The following is a 19,557-nucleotide window of genomic DNA, read 5'->3' as shown; positions in this document are numbered from 1 at the left end:
GGAGCCGATTATCTCTGTTTTATGCCTCTAATTTGGTCAGGCGAAGCATCATATACTGCTTACTTGGGAGATCGATGCGGAACTTGCCCTCAAAAGTTCCGGGAAGCTCCTCCTCCGTCATGCCCCATGTGTCCACGACACTCACCTTGTATCGAGCGCCCGACTCGCCCTCAAACTCACGATACGCCGGACGGTTGAATCCAAAGTACATAAGGACATCGGCAGTCCCGCGGCCATGGTCGTTGGACATGCAGGTGACATCCCAGGTAAACGTACCGTCAAGGATGCCGACTTCATCGGGCACCCAGTCAAAATCGGCCGGCAGCGCCTCCATGTAGCGACGGCAAAAGCCAATGCGCTCGGGCGAGTCGCCGTAGAGCTTGCCGCCGTGCGCCCACCACAGCTTGGGTCCGCGGTCGACGTAGGTCTCACCGTGGGTCACATAACCGCCACGTAAACTGCCCTCCCAGAAACGACGCACGAGCTCCTGAGCGGTCAGGTTGCCCCAACCCCAGTTGATGTTGCCCTCATAGCCGACCTCGTCGATCAAAACCGGCTTGTTATACTGCGCGCGCAGCGTGGTAACGTCCTCGGCCGTGTTCTTAAGGTCGCACCTCTGGTAGCTCACATGCGTAATCCACGGATGGCTGTGGTCAAAGATCTCACGGCAATTGTGGATGCTGCGCAGATGACCATACGGGTCGTTCGCCATGATGATGCGGGCATAGCGATCCCAGTCCTCGGCCGGCTTCCACGGCATAAGATCCCACTCGTTGGCAAGGCTCCACCAGATGTTCTTGTATGCCGAGAAGCGGCGGGCGACATACGTCAGGTAGAAAACATCCTCCTCGCGCGTCATACGAGAGAAGCCCCAGTCCTCGGGCTTGTCGTACGGATGCAAAACGATGAGGTCCGCCTGGATGCCCAGCTCGTCGAGCTGCTCGATGCGGTGCTCAAGGTTCTCCCAAAACGGCTCATAGAAGCGGTAATGGTCGAAATCGCCCTTCTCGCCCTCGTAGGCATACATCGCCGGGTCCTCAACGTTATAGTCGTAGAACTTGGGAAAGACACACATGCGGATCTTGTTGAACGGAGAGGTGGCGAGCGTCTCGAGCGTCTGCTCCTGCAAGGCCGTATCCTGGTTGGTCCAGGCATAGCAAGTGGTGCCAAAGGGCAGGTAGCGCGTTCCATCCTCGTAGGCAAAGTTGGAATCCTCGTCGGTAATGAACGGAGCGTCGTGGGCAAGCACGTCTTTTGCCAGCAGCACACGACCATGGTTGTCGCCCGTGGCAGGCACGGCCTCAAAAGAGCCGGCGGTACCATCGAGCTCGGGGTCGTTGGAACTCACCGCGTAGTTCCAGACGCCGGCGCTCTCGGGCATAAAGTTAATTCGGTAGCAGCCATTGCCCTTGTAGAAGCCATGGACCTCAAAGCTGTCCTGGCCATCTGCGCGGGCGAACCGTGCCGACAGCTCGACCTCGACATAGGGATTGCCGGCCGCGGTGCCCGTGAGCTCGAGCTTAAACACCTTGTACTGCTCGACGGTGGTCATAATAAGCCTCCAAGTTAAGCGATTGAATAGTCGGAGTCCGCCGGGCAACGCGAACGCTGCCCGACGGAAGGAAAGAGAGCGACGGATTACTTGGCGTTCTTGATGAGCATGATGAACACATAGCCCACGGCGATGAGCACGATGGAGATCGGGAACGCCATGAAATAGGAGCCGGTGGCGACAACGATTGCCGAGGTCACGATGGGGCCAAGGATCTGGCCGATGGTGTTGGCGATGTTGAGGATGCCCAGGTCCTTGCCGGCGTTCTCCTTATCGGGCAGAACATCGACATTGAGCGCCTGGTCGACGGAAGAGTAAATACCATAACCAAGTCCGGCCAGCAGCGCGAATCCGTACATGCCGATAACGGACTTAAGCAGCCAGGGCAGAGCGATGCCGATGCACATCATGATCGTTGCGACGAGGATGATGGGCTTGCGGCGGCCGATCTTGTCGGAGATAGCGCCCGAGGTAAGCGAGGCGACAAGCGACACGACCATGATCACAACGGACATGGAGGAGAGGACGGCGCCGGCTTCTGCCACGGGAAGACCGATGTACTTCTCGAGGATGTAGAGCTGATATCCGTTGATGCAGAAGTAACCGAAGATGAGGAGCAGGCGGCCAAAGAGCGCCAGATAAAAGTCGCGGCAGTTCTTGGTGGGCGGAACGAACATGAGCAGCAGCGACTTGAGATTGAGCTTCTCAGACTGCTCGCCCTCGTCAAGAGCGGCAGACTTCTCGCGCGGCCAAATGATGACGGCGAGGATGCCGGTCAGCAGCCAAGAGACCGTGCCGATGATAAAGCCAGGAACTGGGTTGGAGAGGAACTGCGTACCGATGATGGTGCCAATCGACTGGCCAGCCGTTGCACCGCCGCCATAGAATGCGGAGAGCGTGCCGCGCTTGTTAAGCGGAATGCGGTCGGAAAGCACGGCAACAGCAGGGGCAAGCATGCAGTTGAGGCCAATCTGCAGCACGCACCAGGAGGCGACGATCATGGGAAGTGTGGTCGCGACCGAAGTGCTCCAGAAAGCACAGCCGCAGATAAAACCGCCGAGAACGATAAACGGTGTGCGCTTGCCAAAGCGGCTGTGGCAATGGTCGGAAAGCGCGCCGAAAACGAGATTTGAGAACAGGGCGAAGATTGAACCGACCGAGTTCATCGCCGCGAGAATTGCCTCGGGCTGACCAATATTAAGGCCGTTAAAACGCTCGGGGAACAAGACGTTGGAGCCGATCGTGCCCGACATCATCCACATAACGCCAAAGATAATAAAACCGATCATAAAGCGCCATGTCTCGGTTTTGGTCATGGGCTTTCCGGTGTCGGGGGCGATGGCGTTTTCGTCAATCGCCGCGGCGGTTTGATTTGCCATGGGATAGATCCTCTCTCTGATGGAATGCGCGAGGGCGCCCGTGCACCAAGGGTCAAGGGGTCAAACCCGCTGGATGCGGCGGCCGTGGAATGGGGTACGGCCGCTCGCGAGCGTCTGTTGGGTTGTTACTTACTAACTAGTAAGTAACTTCCACGACCTGTATAGTACGCTTACTAAGTACTTAGTAAGCTATAAGAGCGGTAAACGGTTGTTTTGAGCCGCTGAACGGCTGAGGTAAGCTATGGGGGTATACAAAAGGCATTTGGCGGCAATACTCGAGCCGCCCTAAATAAGGCAGCGCGATTTATATGGACACTCAGAAAACTCCCACACCCGCGGCAAAGAAACGCAGCGCTGCGGCGCAGGAACGCCTTGACCAGATTGTCTCGGCGGCCGTGCGGCTTATCAACGCGCGCGGCTTTAACGGCATGTCACTCCAGGCGGTAGCCGATGAGGTGGGTATCACCCAGGCGGGCGTGCTGCACTACGTGGGCAGCAAGCACGGGCTTTTGGTCGAGGTAATCCGTCGCTATTACGATCGCAGCTCAACCTTAGACGACTATCTCTCCCTCTTTCATCCTGGCAGGGCATCTGAGGGCCAGAGCCCCAAGATTCCCGAATACTGCCGTCTGCTCGTGGCGGAGAACAACAACCAGCCCGAGCTCGTCATGCTCTTCCAGATGCTCAATACCGAGGCCATGAGCACGGAGAGCCCCCTGCACGAGTATTTCAACGACAGCTCGCGCGGTGTTATCGAGCCCGAGCCCAATGTTAACTGGAGCGTTCCCGAGGGAATCGACGCCACCGAAGCCATCTCGTGCGCGCTGGCGGCGATGTATGGATTGGAAGGCCGTTGGGTGGCGCGACCCGACGAGATCGACTATCCCGCCGAGTGGTCCAAGTTTGAGGACATCCTCTTTCCCCTTCCCCTCTGGGAGGGCTACCGTTAAGAGCGGCAGTACGTGATTGCCATCACCGACCGTAACGACTATGTCGATATAAAAAAGGCCCGAGACAGCGCTCGGGCCTTTTTGCCATTGGTTATGTTGGGGCTGCGCGCTACTTTGCAGGTGAGACCACCAGGAGCGCGTCGTGCTCAAAGGGGTGTTGGGCCACGCGGATCTCGCCGTCCCCGTCGACGGACGCAACCGGCAGGTTGGCAACGCGCTTGGTCTCCAGGTCAAACGCCACAGCATTCCAGGCGGTGACGCCGCCCTCGAGCTTGAGCTTGACGGCCGTGGTCCTCGGCAGATAGACCACCACGCGCTCGCCCACGCGGGCCACGCGGATGGCCTCGCGCGCGTCGTCGAGCAGCTCCTGCGCCGGAACCACGGCAAGTGCGTCGTCGCCAGCCGTGGCACCCAGGCCGCGCAGCACGTGCTCGATCAGGCCAAAGTCCCACACGCCCGCAAACTGCAGGCACTCCTGCCAGCGGAACGGCATGTCAAAGCCCTCGCCTAGGACGCTGCCACGGCTCTGAGAGGTCTGCCAGTTCCAAACGCCGTGCGCACCGTAGGTGATGCCCGCCGAAGCACCAGCCAGAATGCTCGACCATACGCTCGCGCGGCAATCCTGCGCGGTAAAACGCCAGTACACGTTGCGCGACGCACCCATCTGCTCGTAGCAGGGCTCGGAATTGACCATCGGCTTTTTGGGATAGTTGGCGATAAAGTCCTGCGGCAAGCGCCATGCCTCGGGCTGGCCCTCGTAGTTGTGGCCGGGCTGGAACATGTAAAAGTCCAGACGGTCCAGATACTGCGCTGGAATGGTGCGATTGGCGCGGTTGATATGCATGGTGCGCAGTGCCTCGGGCGCGCGCTTGACGACCTCGTCGAGGGCGTCCTCATAATAGGCGATCGCCTCGTCGCCGGCAAAGTCGGTATCGCCCGTCACCACGTAGACGGGGTCGAACTCGCCCAGGTTCTCGACGACGCGGGCAACGTGGGCGCGGACCTCCTCACACGGCATAACCTCGGCGCCGCAACGCTCGACGATCTTGGCACCCCAGGTACCGGGCACGTAGTTGCACCACATAAGCACGAGCGCCGGACGAATGCCGTGCTCGACGGCAGCACGGCACATGGCGGCGGCGCGATCCCAGTACGCCTGGTTGGGGTGGGACCAGTCAAAGTGCACGCCGTCCTCGCTGGCATAGGGCCAAATGCCCAGGTCGGGGCAGCAGCGATCCCACTGCGGCAGCGTGTTGATCTGCAGCACGTTCATGCCCTGCTCGGCACGGCGGGTCAGGTAGTAGTCCCAGTCGTCCTCGGCAATGCTCGTAAATGCACTCCAGCACGTATCGGCAAACCAGAAGAACGGTTTGCCCTCACACAAAAAACCATCCTGGCGACCGTTGACGGTCAGTTTTCCCAAGCTCATCTGCATGTCCTTTCGCTTGATAAAAGAATTGCGAACCGCCGGGGGCTTTCGCGGTAACCCCGCGCGAAAGCCTCCGCCGCTTGGCAAACCCTCGCGGGCGAAGCTCACCCGCCCCATCAGTCTACCTTGCAAGAAGGGCCCCGCCGGGCTTACGCCTGACGGGGCCCTGTCGTGTAGGTAAGGTCATATGTGACCGAATGGTTTGGCCTTAGGCCTCCATCTCGGCGAGCTCCTCCTTGGAGAATCCGGAGACAAAGACGACGGCAGCGGCGATGACAAAGGAGATTGCCATACCGACGATAGCCCAGACGGTGTTCATCTGGCCACCCTGCAGGTAGTTGGTGAAGACCAGGAAGTTGGAGGCACCGCCTGCGAGGTAATAGGTGACGCCCATGAGGCCGGAGAACACAGCGCCGATAGCACCGCCGATGAACATGCCGAACATGGTGCGACGGAAGCGCATGAGGATACCGAAGAGTGCGGGCTCGGTGACGCCGCCGGCGATGGCGGAGATGACGTAACCGATGGCGAGAGACTTCTCGTCGGGGTTCTTCATCTTGAGGAAGGCACCGAAGGCGCAGCCCCAGACAGCGGCCATAGCGCAGTTGGTGGAAACGAAGACGAAGGGATCGTAGCCGGCAGCGATGATCTGAACCTGAGCGAGCAGGATGACGGGCATGTGCATGCCGCAGACCACGAAGAGCTGCCAGAAGGCGCCGAGGACGGCCATGACGATCAGGATACCGATGCCGCCAAGGTCAGCAAGGCCGAAGAGCGCGTTAGCGATCAGCGTACCGATCTCGTTGCCGATGGGGGCGAGGACGATGAAGGCGATGGGGATGGTAACGATCATGGTGCAGAACGGCGTGAAGACCGTGGAAAGCACGTCGGGCATGACCTTCTTAAAGAACTTCTCAACAAAGTACAGGACGGGCACCGAGAGAATGATCGGCAGGACGGACTGCTGGTAGTTGGCAGCGGCGATCTGGATGCCGTAGACGGAGATGATTCCGCCACCCTCCTGAGTCGCGACACTCACGACGGACGGGGCCATGAGAGCGCCGCCGAGGAGCATGCCCAGAACCGGAGAGGCGCCGAGCTTCTTAGCCGCAGCATAGCCCAGGTAGATGGGGATAAACGTAAAGGTTGCCTCGTACAGCGTGGTGTAGAGGAACGTATAGGTCGGGTCGTCGGCCGAGAGCACACCGAGCATGGTGGGGCCGAGGACGGCCGCGATGGTACGGAACAGACCGCCGGCCATGAGCAGCGGGATGAGCTGGGTCATGGAGCCGGACAGATAGTCGAGGATGATGTTGGGGAGCTGCTTGATGTTGAACGGCTCCTTGTCGAGGTTCTCCTCGACGACCTCGCCCTGCTTGACGCCGGAGATGGCGACGAACTCGGCGAGCACCTTGGGCACGTTCTGGCCGATGATGACCTGGAGCTGGCTGCCGACGAACTGGCAACCCAGAACGCCCTTGACCTTCTTAATCTTCTCCACGTCGGCCTTGTTGTTATCCTTGAGCATCAGACGCAGGCGCGTCATGCAGTTGGTGGCGACGGTGACATTCTCCGCACCGCCCACGAGCTCGAGGACATCGGTGGCAATCTGCTTGTTATCTACTGCCATGGGACCCCTCCACATATCTTCGTGTGCCAGCCCCCTTGGGCTTAGGCACGCCTTTGGCCCGGCGACTATAACCCCTTACGGTTGCCGGGCCCTTGGATACGCTTTTGTAAACAAGGTGTTTACTGAACGTTTACGGGCTTTAGTTTACACGGAGCGCCGAATTTATGGCAATTTTGCCGTCTACAGTCCGGTGAACGGTAGAAAATCGGGGGTGAACGTATTTGAATGGCGGGAAATGGTCTCTTTGACCCTCTATTGATATATAGCCATTTACGTGGGATTTTATTTTGATGAACACCTCACTGATCTGTTAACTCATCAACAGAATCCCTGCTAGAAGCTAGTAAACATATGTTTAGTAGCTCACGACGTGTTCAATTTTGCCGTTTACCGAGTTCATCTGGTTATTCTTCAATTCTAGATTACACTAAACATGTTTAGTTTGTATTGCCGCAGATGCCAGGCATTCGCGGCGCAAGGGAGGCAGCTCATGGAGCTCAAATTGTGTACCTACGCAACCGTCACCACCTTGGGCGACTTTGGCCCCTGGATCAGCAAGGTCGTACTCGACCTGCCCTGCACCGTGCGCGCCAACGACATCGACGCGAACACCTTCCATATATATGTAGAGCGTCACGAGCGCTCGGGCGAGGTTCTGATGCGCAAGGAGCGCGGCGCCGACCATGCCGCGCCCTCCGTGGGTTACATCGACATTCTCGCCGCATATCCGTGCGACGAGAACGGACGTAAGCTCGCCGTGGGCACCCATGTGGCGCTCGAGGTCGCCGAGCAGCGCCTGACCAAGACCATCGAAGGCGGCGTCATGGGCTCGCGCATGCTCGATGACCAGCTGCGCATCACGCAGCTCACAGCTCTTCCCGGCAACGACGGCGACGATCCCACCTGCGGCCTGGTCTTCGACACCTGCCGTGGCGATATCTGCCCCGCGCTCAAAGGCTGGAGCAACGCCACGCAAAAGACCGCCGTCGACGGCATCGCGCTCGAATACGGCTTCTTTGAGCCCAGCTTTAAGGCCGAGGACTCGGCATGCTTCAACCCCTTTGTGCCCGAGGCAACGGTCGTACCCCAAAAGGCACCGCTCGTGGTGTATCTGCACGGCGCCGGCGAGGGAAAGGGCGCCACGCAGGGCGAAGGCGCCACGCGTGCCTATATCGGCAACCGCGTGACGGCCATTAGCCAGGCGCAGATCCAGCGCTACTTTGGCGGCTTTGCCTGGGTGCTCGTGCCGCAGTCGCCCACGTTTTGGATGGACAACGGCGTCGAGCAGCTTGGTCACTCCAACCAGAGCATCTACTCCCCCGTGCTCAAGGCACTTATCGATGAGTTTGTCGCCGAGCATGCCGACCGCATCGACACCGACCGCATCGTGGTCGCCGGCCTTTCCAACGGCGGCTTTATGACCCTGCGCCTGTGCGCCGACTACCCCGATTTCTTCGCCGCCGGCCTTCCCTGCTGCGCCCCGTGGTACAACGCCACGGACGAAGACGTAGCCGCGCTCGCCAAGACGCCGCTGTGGTTTACGCACTCCAAGGGCGACGAGCTCGTGCCGCCGCAACAGACCGTGCTGCCGCTGTTCGCGCGCCTGCGCGATGCCGGCGCCAACGTGCATCTCACCTACTTTAGCCATGTCGAGGACCTGACCGGCGTGTATCGCGAGGCCGACGGCTCGGCCAAGAAGACGTTCAACCATGGCGTGTGGATTCACCAATTCAACGACCTGTGTTATCAAGACTTCGACGGGGGCAACGTACTCATCGACGGCGAGCCGGTGGGCTGCTGGGAGTGGTCGGCCAGGGTCAAACGGTAATCCGTCCCAGCGCGGGGACCGGGGCTTAGTTTTGCAAACGTCCTCGGGCATGCATGGGTCGGCGCTTTGCGCTTCGCGCTGCGCCGGCCCATGCCCCCTGCGGAATGTTTGCAAAACTAAGCCCCGGTCCCCGCTGCGTTGCCATTGTCGTTGGCCCTGGCCGGGCGCTTCCGGCAGCACGCCGGGTCGGTGGCGATGAGGGGTGTGGGCCCCGTCTTGCCTTGCGCGTAACTGGCTGAATTATTTTGGTTGGAGCTGTTCCTATGTCTCAGAATTTGACTCGGGTGATTGTTACTACCGATATGGAAGTCGATGATATGAACTCTCTTGTTCATTTGGCTCTGTATCTTAACTTGCTTGATGTTCAGGCTGTGGTGTATACGGCTTCGCAGTATCACTTTCTTGGGGATGGCGTCCATACGCTGGGCGAGGTGAATCCGCATTGGCGGACCAAAGGGCGTCGCTCTTATGAGTGGGATGCTGTGCCTCATGAGCCCGATCCGCTGGCCGGGGAGCTTCGTGAGTATCGGCCGTTTCCCGAGCATTGGATCGAAAGTCTTTGGAGCAACGAATACGCCCAGGCATTGGCCGCACTGCAGGCCAATGCCGTTGCCGCCGGCGAGCCGTCCTTCCCCACGCCCGCACAGATGATTGAGCGTACGTTTGTGGGAAATGCTGCTTTTGAGGGTGATGTGACTGAGGAGACGCCCGGTTCGCGCGTCATCGCCGATGCCATCATGGACGACGACCCCCGCACGCTGTGGCTGCTCAGCTGGGGTGGTATGAATACTATCGTTCGTGCCCTCATGAGTATTGCCGAGCGTTATCACGACACACCCGAGTGGCCCGCCGTACAGCAGCGGGTCTATCAGAAGGTGCGCGTGATGGGCGTTGCCGATGGCGTGGGACAGGACAACTCGTGGCTCGACCATGGGTGCGAGCTCTTTCCCGAGCTCATCTTTTGGCGTACGCCCTATATGTATGGAAACTATTTCGACGCCAAGACGGCTCAGCCCGATGCGCTGCCGCTGTTTAAGGCTCCTTGGCCCGAGCAGAATCTCACGCAGGACAACGGCCCCCTCATGGCGCGCTACATGCTCTATGGCGATGGCAAGGTCTACGAAAACGAGCCTGAGCGCTTTCAGTTTGGCAAGCATGCCCGTCTGGATTGGGGCCTGGAAGGCATGCCCGCGGTGCAGTTTGAGCGCGGCGATTTTATGGCCGAAGGCGACAGCATGACCTATATTCCGCTGCTGCCGTTTGGTCTGCGCGGTATCGACGACCGCGGCTTCGATACGCTGCTCGGCCGCATGTTTCTTGATGGACACCCCGATGCGAGCGCGCCCGCCGGTTTTGCCGCCCTCGGCACGCCCGAAGACGACAATCTCAATCCCTACCTGCGCGCCTATCAGGAAGACTTTGCCGCCCGCGCGCAATGGTGCGCCCATGCGCCGGCAGCCTGCTCGCATCCGGCACATGTTGTCGAGGTCACGGCCGACCGCAGCGTCGCAGCCGGCGAGCGCGTCGACCTTACAGCGACCATCGTCGACCCCGACGACAAGGGCTTCGATGTACATTGGGATGTCGCCGTAGACCCGTCGAGCTATGCAGGCGTCCAGGATCTGTCGCTGTGGCAAGAATGCACGGAGGACACCGCTTTCATCGTGCCCGCCGACGCACGACCCGGCGACCGCTTTGTGCTCACCCTCACCGTGCAGACGCACGCCGAGCGCCCCTGTACCCGCTACGCCCAGGTCGCCCTGACCGTGGCATAGCAAGGACAGCGCCAATATTCAACAAAGAGCGTCCCCTGTGACTAGTCGTTTAAGAACGTCCCCGATGACTACTAAGAGTGTCCCCAAGCGCCGGCGGAAAAGGAACGTCCCTAAGTGCCAACTCCGACAACGGGCGATGGGCGCATTCCCTTGCCAAACGCAACGAAGCGTCGCCCCTTTGAGTCAGCAGACATGAAGCGGCGCGGGCCGACCCGCACAGCGCATCGACCCGCAGCATCAACAAATTACGCAAAGGGATTCTCAGTCGGATACGGCAACCCGGCCGGTTGGTTGTAGGCGATGTCTTCGATCCCCAGATAACGGAAGACATCAAAGAGGGCACGGCCGTTGTGGCCAAAGGTTACCGCGCCATGGTGCGGGTAGCGCTTCTCGATGAGCACGTGGCGGTAGAAGCGGCCCATCTCGGGAATCGCGAAGATGCCGATGCCGCCGAAGGAGCGCGTGGGCACGTCGAGGATCTCGCCCTGGGCGATATAACTGCGCAGGCATCCCTCGCTATCGCACTGAAGGCGGAAGAACGTCACGTCGCTCGCAGCGATGTCGCCCTCGAGCGTACCGCGGGTGAAGTCGGGCTCGCCGCCGTCCTCGAGCAGGCGGTTCTGGATGAGCTGATACTTGACCGCGCGGCTGGCGCACATCTTGCAGCTGGGGGTGTTGCCGCAGTGGAAGCCCATAAAGGTGTCGGTCAGGCGAAAGTCGTACTTGCCCGCGATGTCATCGTCGTAAATGTAGCGCGGCACGGAGTTGTTGATATCGAGCAGCGTCACCGTGTCATCACTCACGCACATGCCGATGTATTCGGAAAGCGCGCCGTAGATATCTACCTCGCAGGCTACGGGGATACCGCGGCTCACCAGGCGGCTGTTGACGTAGCAGGGCTCAAAGCCAAAGGTCTCGGGAAACGCCGGCCAGCACTTGTCGGCAAACGCCACGTACTTGCGGCTGCCCTTGTGATCGCGCGCCCAGTCAAGAAGCGTGAGCTCAAACTGCGCCATGCGCTCGAGCAGGTCGGGATAGTACTTGCCCTCCCCCATCTCGGCCGCCATGTCGGCGCACACGTCGGCGATGCGCGGGTCGCCCTTATGGGCCCTATAGCTTACGAGCAGATCGAGCTCGGAGTTCTCCTCGACTTCGACGCCCAGCTCGTAGAGCCCCTTGATGGGAGCGTTGCAGGCAAAGAAATCCTGCGGGCGCGGGCCAAAGGTGATGATCTTGAGGTCGCGCACGCCCATATACGCACGTGCCACGGGGATAAAGTCGAGCATCATCTGGGCGATATCGACAGCCGTGCCCACCGGATAGCTCGGGATATGTGCCTTGAGATGGCGCATCCCCAGGTTGTAGCTGCAGTTGAGCATGCCGCAGAAGGCGTCGCCACGACCGTTGACCATATCTCCGTCACCCTCGGCGGCGGCAACGTACATCACGGGGCCGTCAAAGCGCTGGGCGAGCTGCGTCTCGGGCGTCTCGGGGCCAAAGTTGCCCAGAAAGACCGTAAGCGCGTTGACACCCGCGGCGCGAGCCTCCTCCAGAGCCGCGAGCATATCGGCCTCGGACTCGACGGCGCGCTTGACCTCGACGACCACAAGGCCGCGCTCGGCACAGGCGGCGACGATAGCGGCGCGGCGACGCTCTGCGAGCTGGACGGGGAAGCAGTCGCGCGAGACGGCGACGATGCCGAGCTTGACGGTAGGCAGGTTGGACGATTGCAGCATGGTTTGATCCTCTCTTATTGCGGGCACCGGCGTTGTGCCCTGGTTATCCTTTTGAGTACATAAAGGCGGTACGACAGCGGAAGCGACGCGCAGCGTCAGCACCTACAGGTAGGGCGCGATGTCGATGTTCTCGCCCGCAAGGCCCACGCGGGCGCCCTGGGCGGCCTCGACGGAATCGGCGTGTGCGAGCAGCCACTTGTCGGCCGCCCAAAGATAGGGGGCGTCACCTGCCGTCGCGGCCTTCGGAGGCAGCTGGGGCAACGGCCCGTTGGTACCCGCGGGCAGGGCCACCAGCACGCGAAAGCCCTCCGCATCTACCATGCAGGGCGCATAGTGAAGCGTTGTGGCAAATACCTCCACAAGCACCCCCGCCGGCGCGCGAAAGGCCTTGACGCACGCGGTGTCGAGCACGCCTCCCTCAACCTCGTCGAGCTTGGCGAGGAGCAGGATAAAGTCGCGCGTACCCAGGTTGAACTCACTCGCGCGGTGGTACTCCAAGCAGTTGAGGCGCGTGTTGTGCCCATTGCACCACCCAAGCTGAGCCGTGCGGCCGCCAAACAGCAGCATCTTGAGCCCGTCCGCAATGTCGAGCTCCTCGAGCGCGGGCTCACTCGCCACGTAGTCCGTTGCCTCGGGCAGAGGCGTCGAAGCATCGAGTGCCGTCGCGACGGCATCCGTGTACGCGGCGGGCGCGTCGGCCCAGACACGACCGTATGCCGCAAACTCCGGGTCCAAAACCGAATAGATCTTCAAAGTTCCTCCTTAGATCACATGGCCTGCAAACGCATGGGTCGGCCTTGTCGTGCAAGACGGCCCCGTGCTAAGCCGGCACCCCGCGACCGGGATGCCGGCTTAGCTATACAAGGCGCATTTAGCGCGCCATCTGCCGATAGATGGGCTTGAGCGCGGGATACATCTGGCGCCAGATCTGGTAGCGCTCCTCGTAGGCGGCCACCGCCTGGGGGTCGGGGACAACACTGCCGCGCGTGCGGACGATGCGCCCGACGCAGGCCTCGACACTCGGAGCATCACCCGCGGCGACCATAGCGAGCATGGCCGCACCGTAACCCGGCCCCTGCTCGGTCTCGGGGAGGTCGAGCTCGATATTTAAAACGTTTGCAAGGGTCTGGCGCATGAGGGCGCTCTTGGAGCCGCCACCGCAAAGCGTGCTCCGCTCGATGCGGATATCCTCGCTGCGCGCCACCTCGACGCAGTCGCGGATGGCAAAGGCAACGCCCTCGCGCACGGCGCGCACCATTTGGGCACGCGAGGTATCGGCGCGCATGCCGACAAATGCCCCGCGGGCGGCGGTGTCGTTATGGGGCGAGCGCTCGCCCATCAGATACGGCAAGAAGTATGGGAGGTCGACGGTTGCCACGGCAGGGTCGGAGGCCGCCTCCTCGGCATCAAAGCCCTCGGCCTTGAGCACGTCACCCACGAACCAGCCCGAGCAGCTCGCGGCCGAGAGGATGCAGCCCATAAGGTGATAGCGCCCCTCGACGTAATCGAAGGAATGGAGCGCGTTGTGGGCGTCTACCCTAAAGCCGTCGCTCGGGATAAAGATAGTGCCCGAGGTGCCCAGGCTGATATTGCAGCTCCCGGCGGCGACGGCACCGCACCCCACCGCCGCGGCAGCGTTGTCGCCCGCACCCGCAGCGACCACGGTGCCCGCCGGCAGGCCCAGCTCCTGAGCCGCTGCGGCGCTAAGCGTGCCCACGGCCTCCGCGCCGTCCATGAGCCGCGGCATCTGCGCCTCGGAAACACCGCAGATCTCGAGCATCTCAGCACTCCAGCAGCGATGCTCCACGTCGAGCAGAAGCGTGCCCGAGGCATCCGAATAGTCGGTTGCGAACTCCCCCGTCAAACGAAAGGTCAGATAGTCCTTGGGGAGCATGATGTGGGCTATGCGCGCAAAGTTATCGGGCTCGTGCTTGCGCATCCACAAAAGCTTGGGCGCCGTGAAACCCGCGAAGGCGATATTGCCCGCGAGCTCGCTCAAGCGCTCGCGGCCGATCGTCTCGTTGAGAAAGCAGACCTCTTCGTCGGTGCGCCCATCGTTCCAAAGGATGCAGGGGCGGATGACCTCGCCTGCCACATCGAGCGCCACGAGCCCGTGCATCTGCCCACCCGTACCGATGGCGCGGACCTGCGCGGTGTCGACGCCGGCCATGAGTTCGCGAGCGCCCGCCGTTACGGCCTCCCACCAGTCGGCAGGATTCTGCTGGCTCCAACCCGGACGCGGGTACTCGACCGCATAGCTTTTGGAAACGGTGCTCGTGATCGAGCCTTCCTCGTCCACGAGCAAGAGCTTGACCGCCGAGGTTCCCAAATCGATTCCGATGTAATACATCGCATGCTCCTTACTGCCGGCCGTGCGAATCCGGCGCCATGTGGCTCTGCAAAACCGCAGGGGCCCATCCGCCCCGGCGCGCCCCAACTGTCTTCTTTGCGGCCCTAACTTCTGTAAGGCTATTTTATAAATGTTTTTATAAAAGTTGTTGATAGAATTAAGACATTGGAAAAATATCGGTAAACGGTCGCTTGCACTAGATGAACGAAGCTGCGACCGCGTTCGCGCAAAGGAGAACCATGGCAGCACCAGAGCAATGCGGCGCCGTTGCGCCCTCATGCGCTTCAGCCGTTTTCACTCAGCTGTTCAATGCGACCCACCCCATGACCAAACAAGAGGTTGCAGCCGCCGTGGGCGTGAGCCTGCCCACCGTCTACCAGGCATTCAACGCACTCGATGATCGCGGCCTTCTGGCCCCAGGCGAGGAGCGCGGCAGCACCGGAGGCCGGCGCGCGGCAACGTTTCGGATCCCACATGACGGCACGGGAGCCATCGGCATCTCGGTCACCGGATCCGAGATGCGCGCCGTCGTCTGCAACCTCTACGGAGAGCGATACACGGGACTCGTCATCGATACGGAGCTCGCCGCGTCCTCAAGCGCCGCCGCGCTCAACACGGCCCTGCGCAAGCTCGTGGATGAGCTTTTTGCCAAAGCGGAGAGACGCGGCATCGAGATCGTAGGCACGGGTATCGGCCTGCCGAGCGCCATCGAGCCCGCGACCGGCAGGCTCATCAACACCAAAGTCCTGCGTCTCACCGACAGCACAGTCCTTGCGCGCGACATCACCGCGGGCATCCCGGGGGCCGTGGGCGTCTTCAACGACGCCGATTGCGGTGCCTTTGCGCAGTTCTGCCCTGCCGGGGGCGAGGGCTACCACGCGGACGGTTGCGGGTTTGTCGGATCCGCCCGCACCATGGCCTACCTCTCCCTCGAGCGCGGCGTGGGCGGATCCATCCTCATCAACGGCACGCCGTTGCATGGCGTGCGCAACCTGAGCGGAGAGTTTGGCCATATCTGCGTTGAGACGGGCGGCCGCGCCTGCACATGCGGGCAGCATGGCTGCCTCGAGGCATACTGCTCGACAGCAGCGCTCGCAGAAGAACAGGGTTGCACCCTCGAGGACTTCTTTAACCGCGCGGCCGAACGCGATAGGCGCGCGCTCGAGGCTCTCGACAGCTACCTCGGGCACCTGGCACGCGGCATCCATGCCATCCGTATGGTGCTCGACTGCCCCGTGGTCATCGGCGGCATCACGTCGTATTACCTGCAACCCTATATCGGCAGGCTCGATGCGCTCGTGCGCGACCTCGACCCCTTTGCAAGCGCGGGACAGCAGCCCGTCATGACCTCGCTCCACCCCTTCCACGGCGTTGCCTTTGGAGCAGCCCTGCAGATGGTCGAGCGCTTCATCGCCACGCTATAGAAAGCCGCGAACGAGCTCGCCCCCGCCTCCCGCCTTGGGACAATCCCCAAGGAGTGTCCCCAGCGATCAGTCGTTTAAGAATGTCCCCAATGACTACCTAACCAAAGCGCCCGGCGGGCATAGCTGCTCGTCGGGCGCTTTGGTTAGGAAGCTATTACTGTTGGGAATCCCTAGGCCAGATCTTCGCCGTTCGTCTCGATGACGTGCTTGTACCAGTCAAAGCTCTTCTTCTTGGAGCGCTTGAGGGTGCCGTTGCCCGCATCATCGCGGTCGACGTAGATAAAGCCGTAGCGCTTGGACATCTCGCCCGTACCGGCAGATACCAAGTCGATCGGGCCCCAGGTGGTGTAGCCCAGCAGGTCGACGCCGTCCTCAGTCACCGCATCGCGCATCGCGGCGATATGCTGGCGCAGGTAGTCGATACGGTAGTCGTCGTTGATGGAGCCGTCCTCCTCGACGACATCCTTGGCGCCCAGACCGTTCTCGACCACAAACAGCGGCTTCTGATAACGGTCGTACAGGTCGTTGAGGGTGATACGGAAGCCCAGCGGATCGATGGCCCAGCCCCACTGGCTCTGCTGCAGGTAGGGGTTCTTGGCGCCGGCGAAGGCGTTGCCCTGGGTTCTCTCGACATCGGGGTTGTCGGCACCGGCAGAGCAGCGGGTGCTGTAGTAGCTAAAGCTGATGAAGTCGACAGTGTTGGCAGCCAGGACCTCGCGATCCTCGTCAGTCATGCCTACATCGATGCCCAGGCGCTCGAGCTTCTTGACGGCATAAGCCGGATAGTAGCCGCGGCTCTGGACGTCGACAAAGAAGTAGTTGTCCTGGTTGTCGAGCTGCGCCTGGCGCACATCGCCCGGACGGCAGCTGTAGGGGTAGTAGCTACCTGCGGCAAGCATGCAACCGATCTTGACCTCAGGGTCGATCTCGTGAGCGATCTTGGTTGCCCAAGCACTGGCGACGAGCTCGTTGTGGGCGGCAAGGTACTCGACGGCCTCCTTGTTCTCGCCCTCCTCAAAGACCAGACCGGCACCCATAAACGGCAGGTGCAAGATCATATTGATCTCGTTGAAGGTAAGCCAGTACTTCACCAGACCCTTGTAGCGGGTGAAGATCGTGGTCGCGAGGTTCTTGTAGAAGTCGATGAGCTTGCGGTTGCGCCAGCCGCCGTACTCCTTGATGAGGTGAATCGGGCAGTCGAAGTGCGTGATGGTCACGAGCGGCTCAATGCCGTGCACCTGACACTCGCGGAACACGTCCTCGTAGAAGGCCAAGCCGGCCTCGTTGGGCTCGGTCTCGTCACCGTTGGGGAAGATGCGGGTCCAGGCCAGGCTCATGCGGAAGGTCTTAAAGCCCATCTCGGCAAAGAGGGCGATGTCCTCCTTGTAGTGGTGATAGAAATCGATGCCGGTCTGCGCGGGGTAGTAATAGCCGTCCTCGAAGTCGAGCATTTTGCGCTGGCCGGAGACCACCGCATAGCGCTCGGGGCCGTGCGGGGCCACGTCCACGTTGGCCAGGCCACGTCCGTCCACGTCGTAGGCACCCTCGCACTGGTTGGCAGCCGTCGCGCCGCCCCACAGGAAGTCTTTACGGAAAGCCATACATCGATCCTTTCACACGATAATTGTCATAGGTTCAGTATCTCTACAAACAGCGCGTCGCTCAACGGCAACGGCACAGCTCGAAACTTCTTTTCGCCCCAACGGCCTCATCCGCCCGCAGCGACTGACACTTCCTGACACCTCGCTTCGTCCCCTGGCAACAGGTTCGCCTCTCGAGGTTTTTCCTCCACAGGAACCCGTCCCCGGGGAGGAAAGGAAGTGAGGGGCCGAGCGGCAATGACTGCGGCTAAGCGTACGTGATGGCCTCCAAACGAAGAAGCACGGGAGAGCTATAGCGCATAATGGCGACCTCGTCGCCGTTGAGACGGCAGTCGCGCACCCACGCGCCGTTCTCAACGGTCCCCGTCTCGAGCGACGCCACATCCACATGCGGCTCACCCGCCGCGTGCGACTCGAGCGCCAAGCCGCAACGAAGCGCAAGCAGGTACACGGCGCCGTCGGCGGCGCGAAGGGCCGCACACGCACCGGGCAGGGCACCCTCATCAAAGCTCACCTTAATTGCTATGGAACCCATATCGAGCAGGCCCTCGGCTGCCACCTCACTCGTCACGGCATCGAGCGTCGCGTACGCGGCATCGTCCTCGGCAAGTTCAAATAACTGAGCCAGCCCACGCGTGACCTCCGCATATTCCTCCCGGTCCTGAGGCGTGAGCAAAGCGGGGTCGCTCGTATCCATGCCAAAGAGAATACCCGCCGAATCGCCAAAGGGCTCGCCCATCTCCTCGTAACCAAAAGGAGCGAAGCACAGGGCATGGTGATGGGCCACCGCCCAGACCTGGCGCGCGGCGGCGTAGGCGTGCGTCGCGGTCTCGGGGATAAAGAGCGGGTTGTCCTCGCGCGCATATCCGTCGCAGACCTTGCAAAACGCCGGGATGTAGATATCGGGGCCCAGCATGTCGATGCTCGGGGCGGCATGCTTCCACACGCCCATCACGCGCAGGTTGGGACCGCCCGTGGGAAAGCGCCCAGGCTTGTGACCCTTGTCGAGCCAGCAATTGCAGGCCGTGGACAGCGGATGCTCGGCGCGGCCCGCTGCGGCGACCGCCTCCACGTAGCGAGCCATGTGGTAGGTGGTAAACATCTCCTCGGCATGCTCGCCAAAAACCTGTTCCCACGAACCAGAGCCGGCGCCCGCTTCAAGGGCTTCCGCAAGCTCAGACGCCAGGGAGGTAGGATCGACCGCAAGCGCCTCGATCAGCTCCGTAGGCACGCTCTCCGCAAAGGCAGCATCCGCCCAAGGCGAGTGCTCACGTGCCGCGACCATCTGGCCGCACTCATTTTCTACCTGCACGAGTATCACCGTATGATCTTGCGCATCCACCTCGCGCAGGTGCGCCATCAAAGCCGCGTAGGCGCCGGCATCCGCCGCGCGCGTCTCCTCGCAATAGAGCGAAAGCGCCGTGATCTCAAAGTTATGGAACTCGGCATAGCGAACCTTGTTCTGCCCGGGCACCATCTGCGCACGGCGAAAACGCTCGATATCGCGTTTGACCCACGCGGGCGCATAGTAGCACTGCGCATTTTTGTACGCGCCAAACCACAGCACGCCCAGGCGCAGCCCGCGCTCGCGGGCAAGCTCGAGCATCATGTCCACTTGGCCAAAGTCAAACTCGCCCTCTGCGGGCTCCAAAAGCTCCCAGGTAACCGGGGCGAGCACGGTATTCATACCGAGCGCCCGCGCGCGATCGAGAGCATCCGCAAAAGCGCGGCGCCCACCCGAGGCGGAGTTATGGCACTCGCCCGCAAACAGCGTATAGGGCCGGCCGTCCACCATCAGGCGTTTCCCGCCGCCAGCACAGGTGTACAACTGCGGAATCTCCGCCATGGCAACTCCATTCTTCCGTTTTGTTTCAACCCCCTGAGGGCCGAGCCGTGTTGAGAG

At 61.3% G+C, this 19,557-nt stretch carries 13 protein-coding genes; 4 read left to right on the top strand and 9 right to left on the bottom strand.

The window, feature by feature from the left end; all coding sequences use genetic code 11:
- Window positions 1-19: 19 nt before the first annotated feature.
- Together ACGHEN_RS00725 and ACGHEN_RS00720 are read right to left on the bottom strand one after the other, a co-directional pair.
- Window positions 20-1,552, bottom strand: a complete 1,533-nt coding sequence (locus ACGHEN_RS00725; protein ID WP_390396519.1) for a DUF5605 domain-containing protein — start codon at window positions 1,550-1,552, stop codon at window positions 20-22.
- 86 nt (window positions 1,553-1,638) lie between these two features.
- Window positions 1,639-2,931, bottom strand: a complete 1,293-nt coding sequence (locus ACGHEN_RS00720) for an MFS transporter (RefSeq protein ID WP_117763334.1) — start codon at window positions 2,929-2,931, stop codon at window positions 1,639-1,641.
- A gap of 308 nt (window positions 2,932-3,239) precedes the next feature.
- On the opposite strand from ACGHEN_RS00720, the gene ACGHEN_RS00715 reads away from it, so the two are divergent.
- On the top strand, window positions 3,240-3,881 hold the full coding sequence (locus ACGHEN_RS00715; RefSeq protein ID WP_390396516.1) for a TetR/AcrR family transcriptional regulator: 642 nt from the start codon (window positions 3,240-3,242) through the stop codon (window positions 3,879-3,881).
- Window positions 3,882-3,990: 109 nt separating this feature from the next.
- Here ACGHEN_RS00715 and ACGHEN_RS00710 read toward each other — a convergent pair whose 3' ends face one another.
- Both ACGHEN_RS00710 and ACGHEN_RS00705 read right to left on the bottom strand, forming a co-directional pair.
- On the bottom strand, window positions 3,991-5,310 hold the full coding sequence (locus ACGHEN_RS00710; RefSeq protein WP_390396513.1) for a DUF4038 domain-containing protein: 1,320 nt from the start codon (window positions 5,308-5,310) through the stop codon (window positions 3,991-3,993).
- A 208-nt stretch (window positions 5,311-5,518) separates the two neighbouring features.
- Window positions 5,519-6,940, bottom strand: coding sequence for a PTS transporter subunit EIIC (locus ACGHEN_RS00705; protein ID WP_390396510.1), 1,422 nt, complete (start codon window positions 6,938-6,940; stop codon window positions 5,519-5,521).
- 490 nt (window positions 6,941-7,430) lie between these two features.
- Between ACGHEN_RS00705 and ACGHEN_RS00700 the strand changes: the two genes are divergently transcribed.
- Together ACGHEN_RS00700 and ACGHEN_RS00695 are read left to right on the top strand one after the other, a co-directional pair.
- On the top strand, window positions 7,431-8,768 hold the full coding sequence (locus ACGHEN_RS00700) for a prolyl oligopeptidase family serine peptidase (RefSeq protein WP_390396508.1): 1,338 nt from the start codon (window positions 7,431-7,433) through the stop codon (window positions 8,766-8,768).
- 263 nt (window positions 8,769-9,031) lie between these two features.
- A complete protein-coding gene (locus tag ACGHEN_RS00695) occupies window positions 9,032-10,543 on the top strand; it encodes a nucleoside hydrolase-like domain-containing protein (RefSeq protein ID WP_390396505.1) in 1,512 nt (503 codons plus the stop codon).
- A gap of 245 nt (window positions 10,544-10,788) precedes the next feature.
- On the opposite strand, the gene ACGHEN_RS00690 is transcribed toward ACGHEN_RS00695, so the two are convergent.
- The 3 genes from ACGHEN_RS00690 to xylB form a co-directional block, all read right to left on the bottom strand.
- The gene (locus ACGHEN_RS00690; RefSeq protein ID WP_390396502.1) at window positions 10,789-12,279 is read right to left on the bottom strand and encodes an L-fucose/L-arabinose isomerase family protein; all 1,491 of its coding nucleotides are present in this window, start codon (window positions 12,277-12,279) and stop codon (window positions 10,789-10,791) included.
- Between the two features lie 102 nt (window positions 12,280-12,381).
- Window positions 12,382-13,032, bottom strand: coding sequence for a DUF4867 family protein (locus ACGHEN_RS00685; protein ID WP_390396499.1), 651 nt, complete (start codon window positions 13,030-13,032; stop codon window positions 12,382-12,384).
- 118 nt (window positions 13,033-13,150) lie between these two features.
- Window positions 13,151-14,629: a xylulokinase gene (xylB, locus tag ACGHEN_RS00680; protein ID WP_390396496.1), complete on the bottom strand. Its 1,479-nt coding sequence runs from the start codon at window positions 14,627-14,629 to the stop codon at window positions 13,151-13,153.
- 239 nt (window positions 14,630-14,868) lie between these two features.
- Here xylB and ACGHEN_RS00675 point away from each other — a divergent pair, with 239 nt between their 5' ends.
- On the top strand, window positions 14,869-16,053 hold the full coding sequence (locus ACGHEN_RS00675; RefSeq protein ID WP_390396493.1) for an ROK family protein: 1,185 nt from the start codon (window positions 14,869-14,871) through the stop codon (window positions 16,051-16,053).
- 170 nt (window positions 16,054-16,223) lie between these two features.
- Here the strand turns inward: ACGHEN_RS00675 and ACGHEN_RS00670 are convergent, their stop codons facing one another.
- Both ACGHEN_RS00670 and ACGHEN_RS00665 read right to left on the bottom strand, forming a co-directional pair.
- Window positions 16,224-17,654 carry a 6-phospho-beta-glucosidase gene (locus tag ACGHEN_RS00670; RefSeq protein WP_390396490.1) on the bottom strand — a complete coding sequence of 477 codons (1,431 nt, stop codon included), beginning with the start codon at window positions 17,652-17,654 and terminating at the stop codon, window positions 16,224-16,226.
- Window positions 17,655-17,901: 247 nt separating this feature from the next.
- On the bottom strand, window positions 17,902-19,500 hold the full coding sequence (locus tag ACGHEN_RS00665; protein ID WP_390396488.1) for a beta-galactosidase: 1,599 nt from the start codon (window positions 19,498-19,500) through the stop codon (window positions 17,902-17,904).
- Window positions 19,501-19,557 lie beyond the last annotated feature (57 nt).

Origin of the sequence: Collinsella sp. i06-0019-1H4, from assembly GCF_042849575.1 — a bacterium.
GTDB lineage: Bacteria > Actinomycetota > Coriobacteriia > Coriobacteriales > Coriobacteriaceae > Collinsella.
This window is presented reverse-complemented; position numbering and strand designations above follow the sequence as displayed.

Excerpts from the sequence above, each read along its gene's own strand:
- ACGHEN_RS00725 (WP_390396519.1), bottom strand. The coding sequence starts at position 1,552 with ATGACCACCGTCGAGCAGTACAAGGTGTTTAAGCTCGAGCTCACGGGC.
- ACGHEN_RS00720 (WP_117763334.1), bottom strand. The coding sequence starts at position 2,931 with ATGGCAAATCAAACCGCCGCGGCGATTGACGAAAACGCCATCGCCCCC.
- ACGHEN_RS00715 (WP_390396516.1), top strand. The coding sequence starts at position 3,240 with ATGGACACTCAGAAAACTCCCACACCCGCGGCAAAGAAACGCAGCGCT.
- ACGHEN_RS00710 (WP_390396513.1), bottom strand. The coding sequence starts at position 5,310 with ATGAGCTTGGGAAAACTGACCGTCAACGGTCGCCAGGATGGTTTTTTG.
- ACGHEN_RS00705 (WP_390396510.1), bottom strand. The coding sequence starts at position 6,940 with ATGGCAGTAGATAACAAGCAGATTGCCACCGATGTCCTCGAGCTCGTG.
- ACGHEN_RS00700 (WP_390396508.1), top strand. The coding sequence starts at position 7,431 with ATGGAGCTCAAATTGTGTACCTACGCAACCGTCACCACCTTGGGCGAC.
- ACGHEN_RS00695 (WP_390396505.1), top strand. The coding sequence starts at position 9,032 with ATGTCTCAGAATTTGACTCGGGTGATTGTTACTACCGATATGGAAGTC.
- ACGHEN_RS00690 (WP_390396502.1), bottom strand. The coding sequence starts at position 12,279 with ATGCTGCAATCGTCCAACCTGCCTACCGTCAAGCTCGGCATCGTCGCC.
- xylB (WP_390396496.1), bottom strand. The coding sequence starts at position 14,629 with ATGTATTACATCGGAATCGATTTGGGAACCTCGGCGGTCAAGCTCTTG.
- ACGHEN_RS00675 (WP_390396493.1), top strand. The coding sequence starts at position 14,869 with ATGGCAGCACCAGAGCAATGCGGCGCCGTTGCGCCCTCATGCGCTTCA.
- ACGHEN_RS00670 (WP_390396490.1), bottom strand. The coding sequence starts at position 17,654 with ATGGCTTTCCGTAAAGACTTCCTGTGGGGCGGCGCGACGGCTGCCAAC.
- ACGHEN_RS00665 (WP_390396488.1), bottom strand. The coding sequence starts at position 19,500 with ATGGCGGAGATTCCGCAGTTGTACACCTGTGCTGGCGGCGGGAAACGC.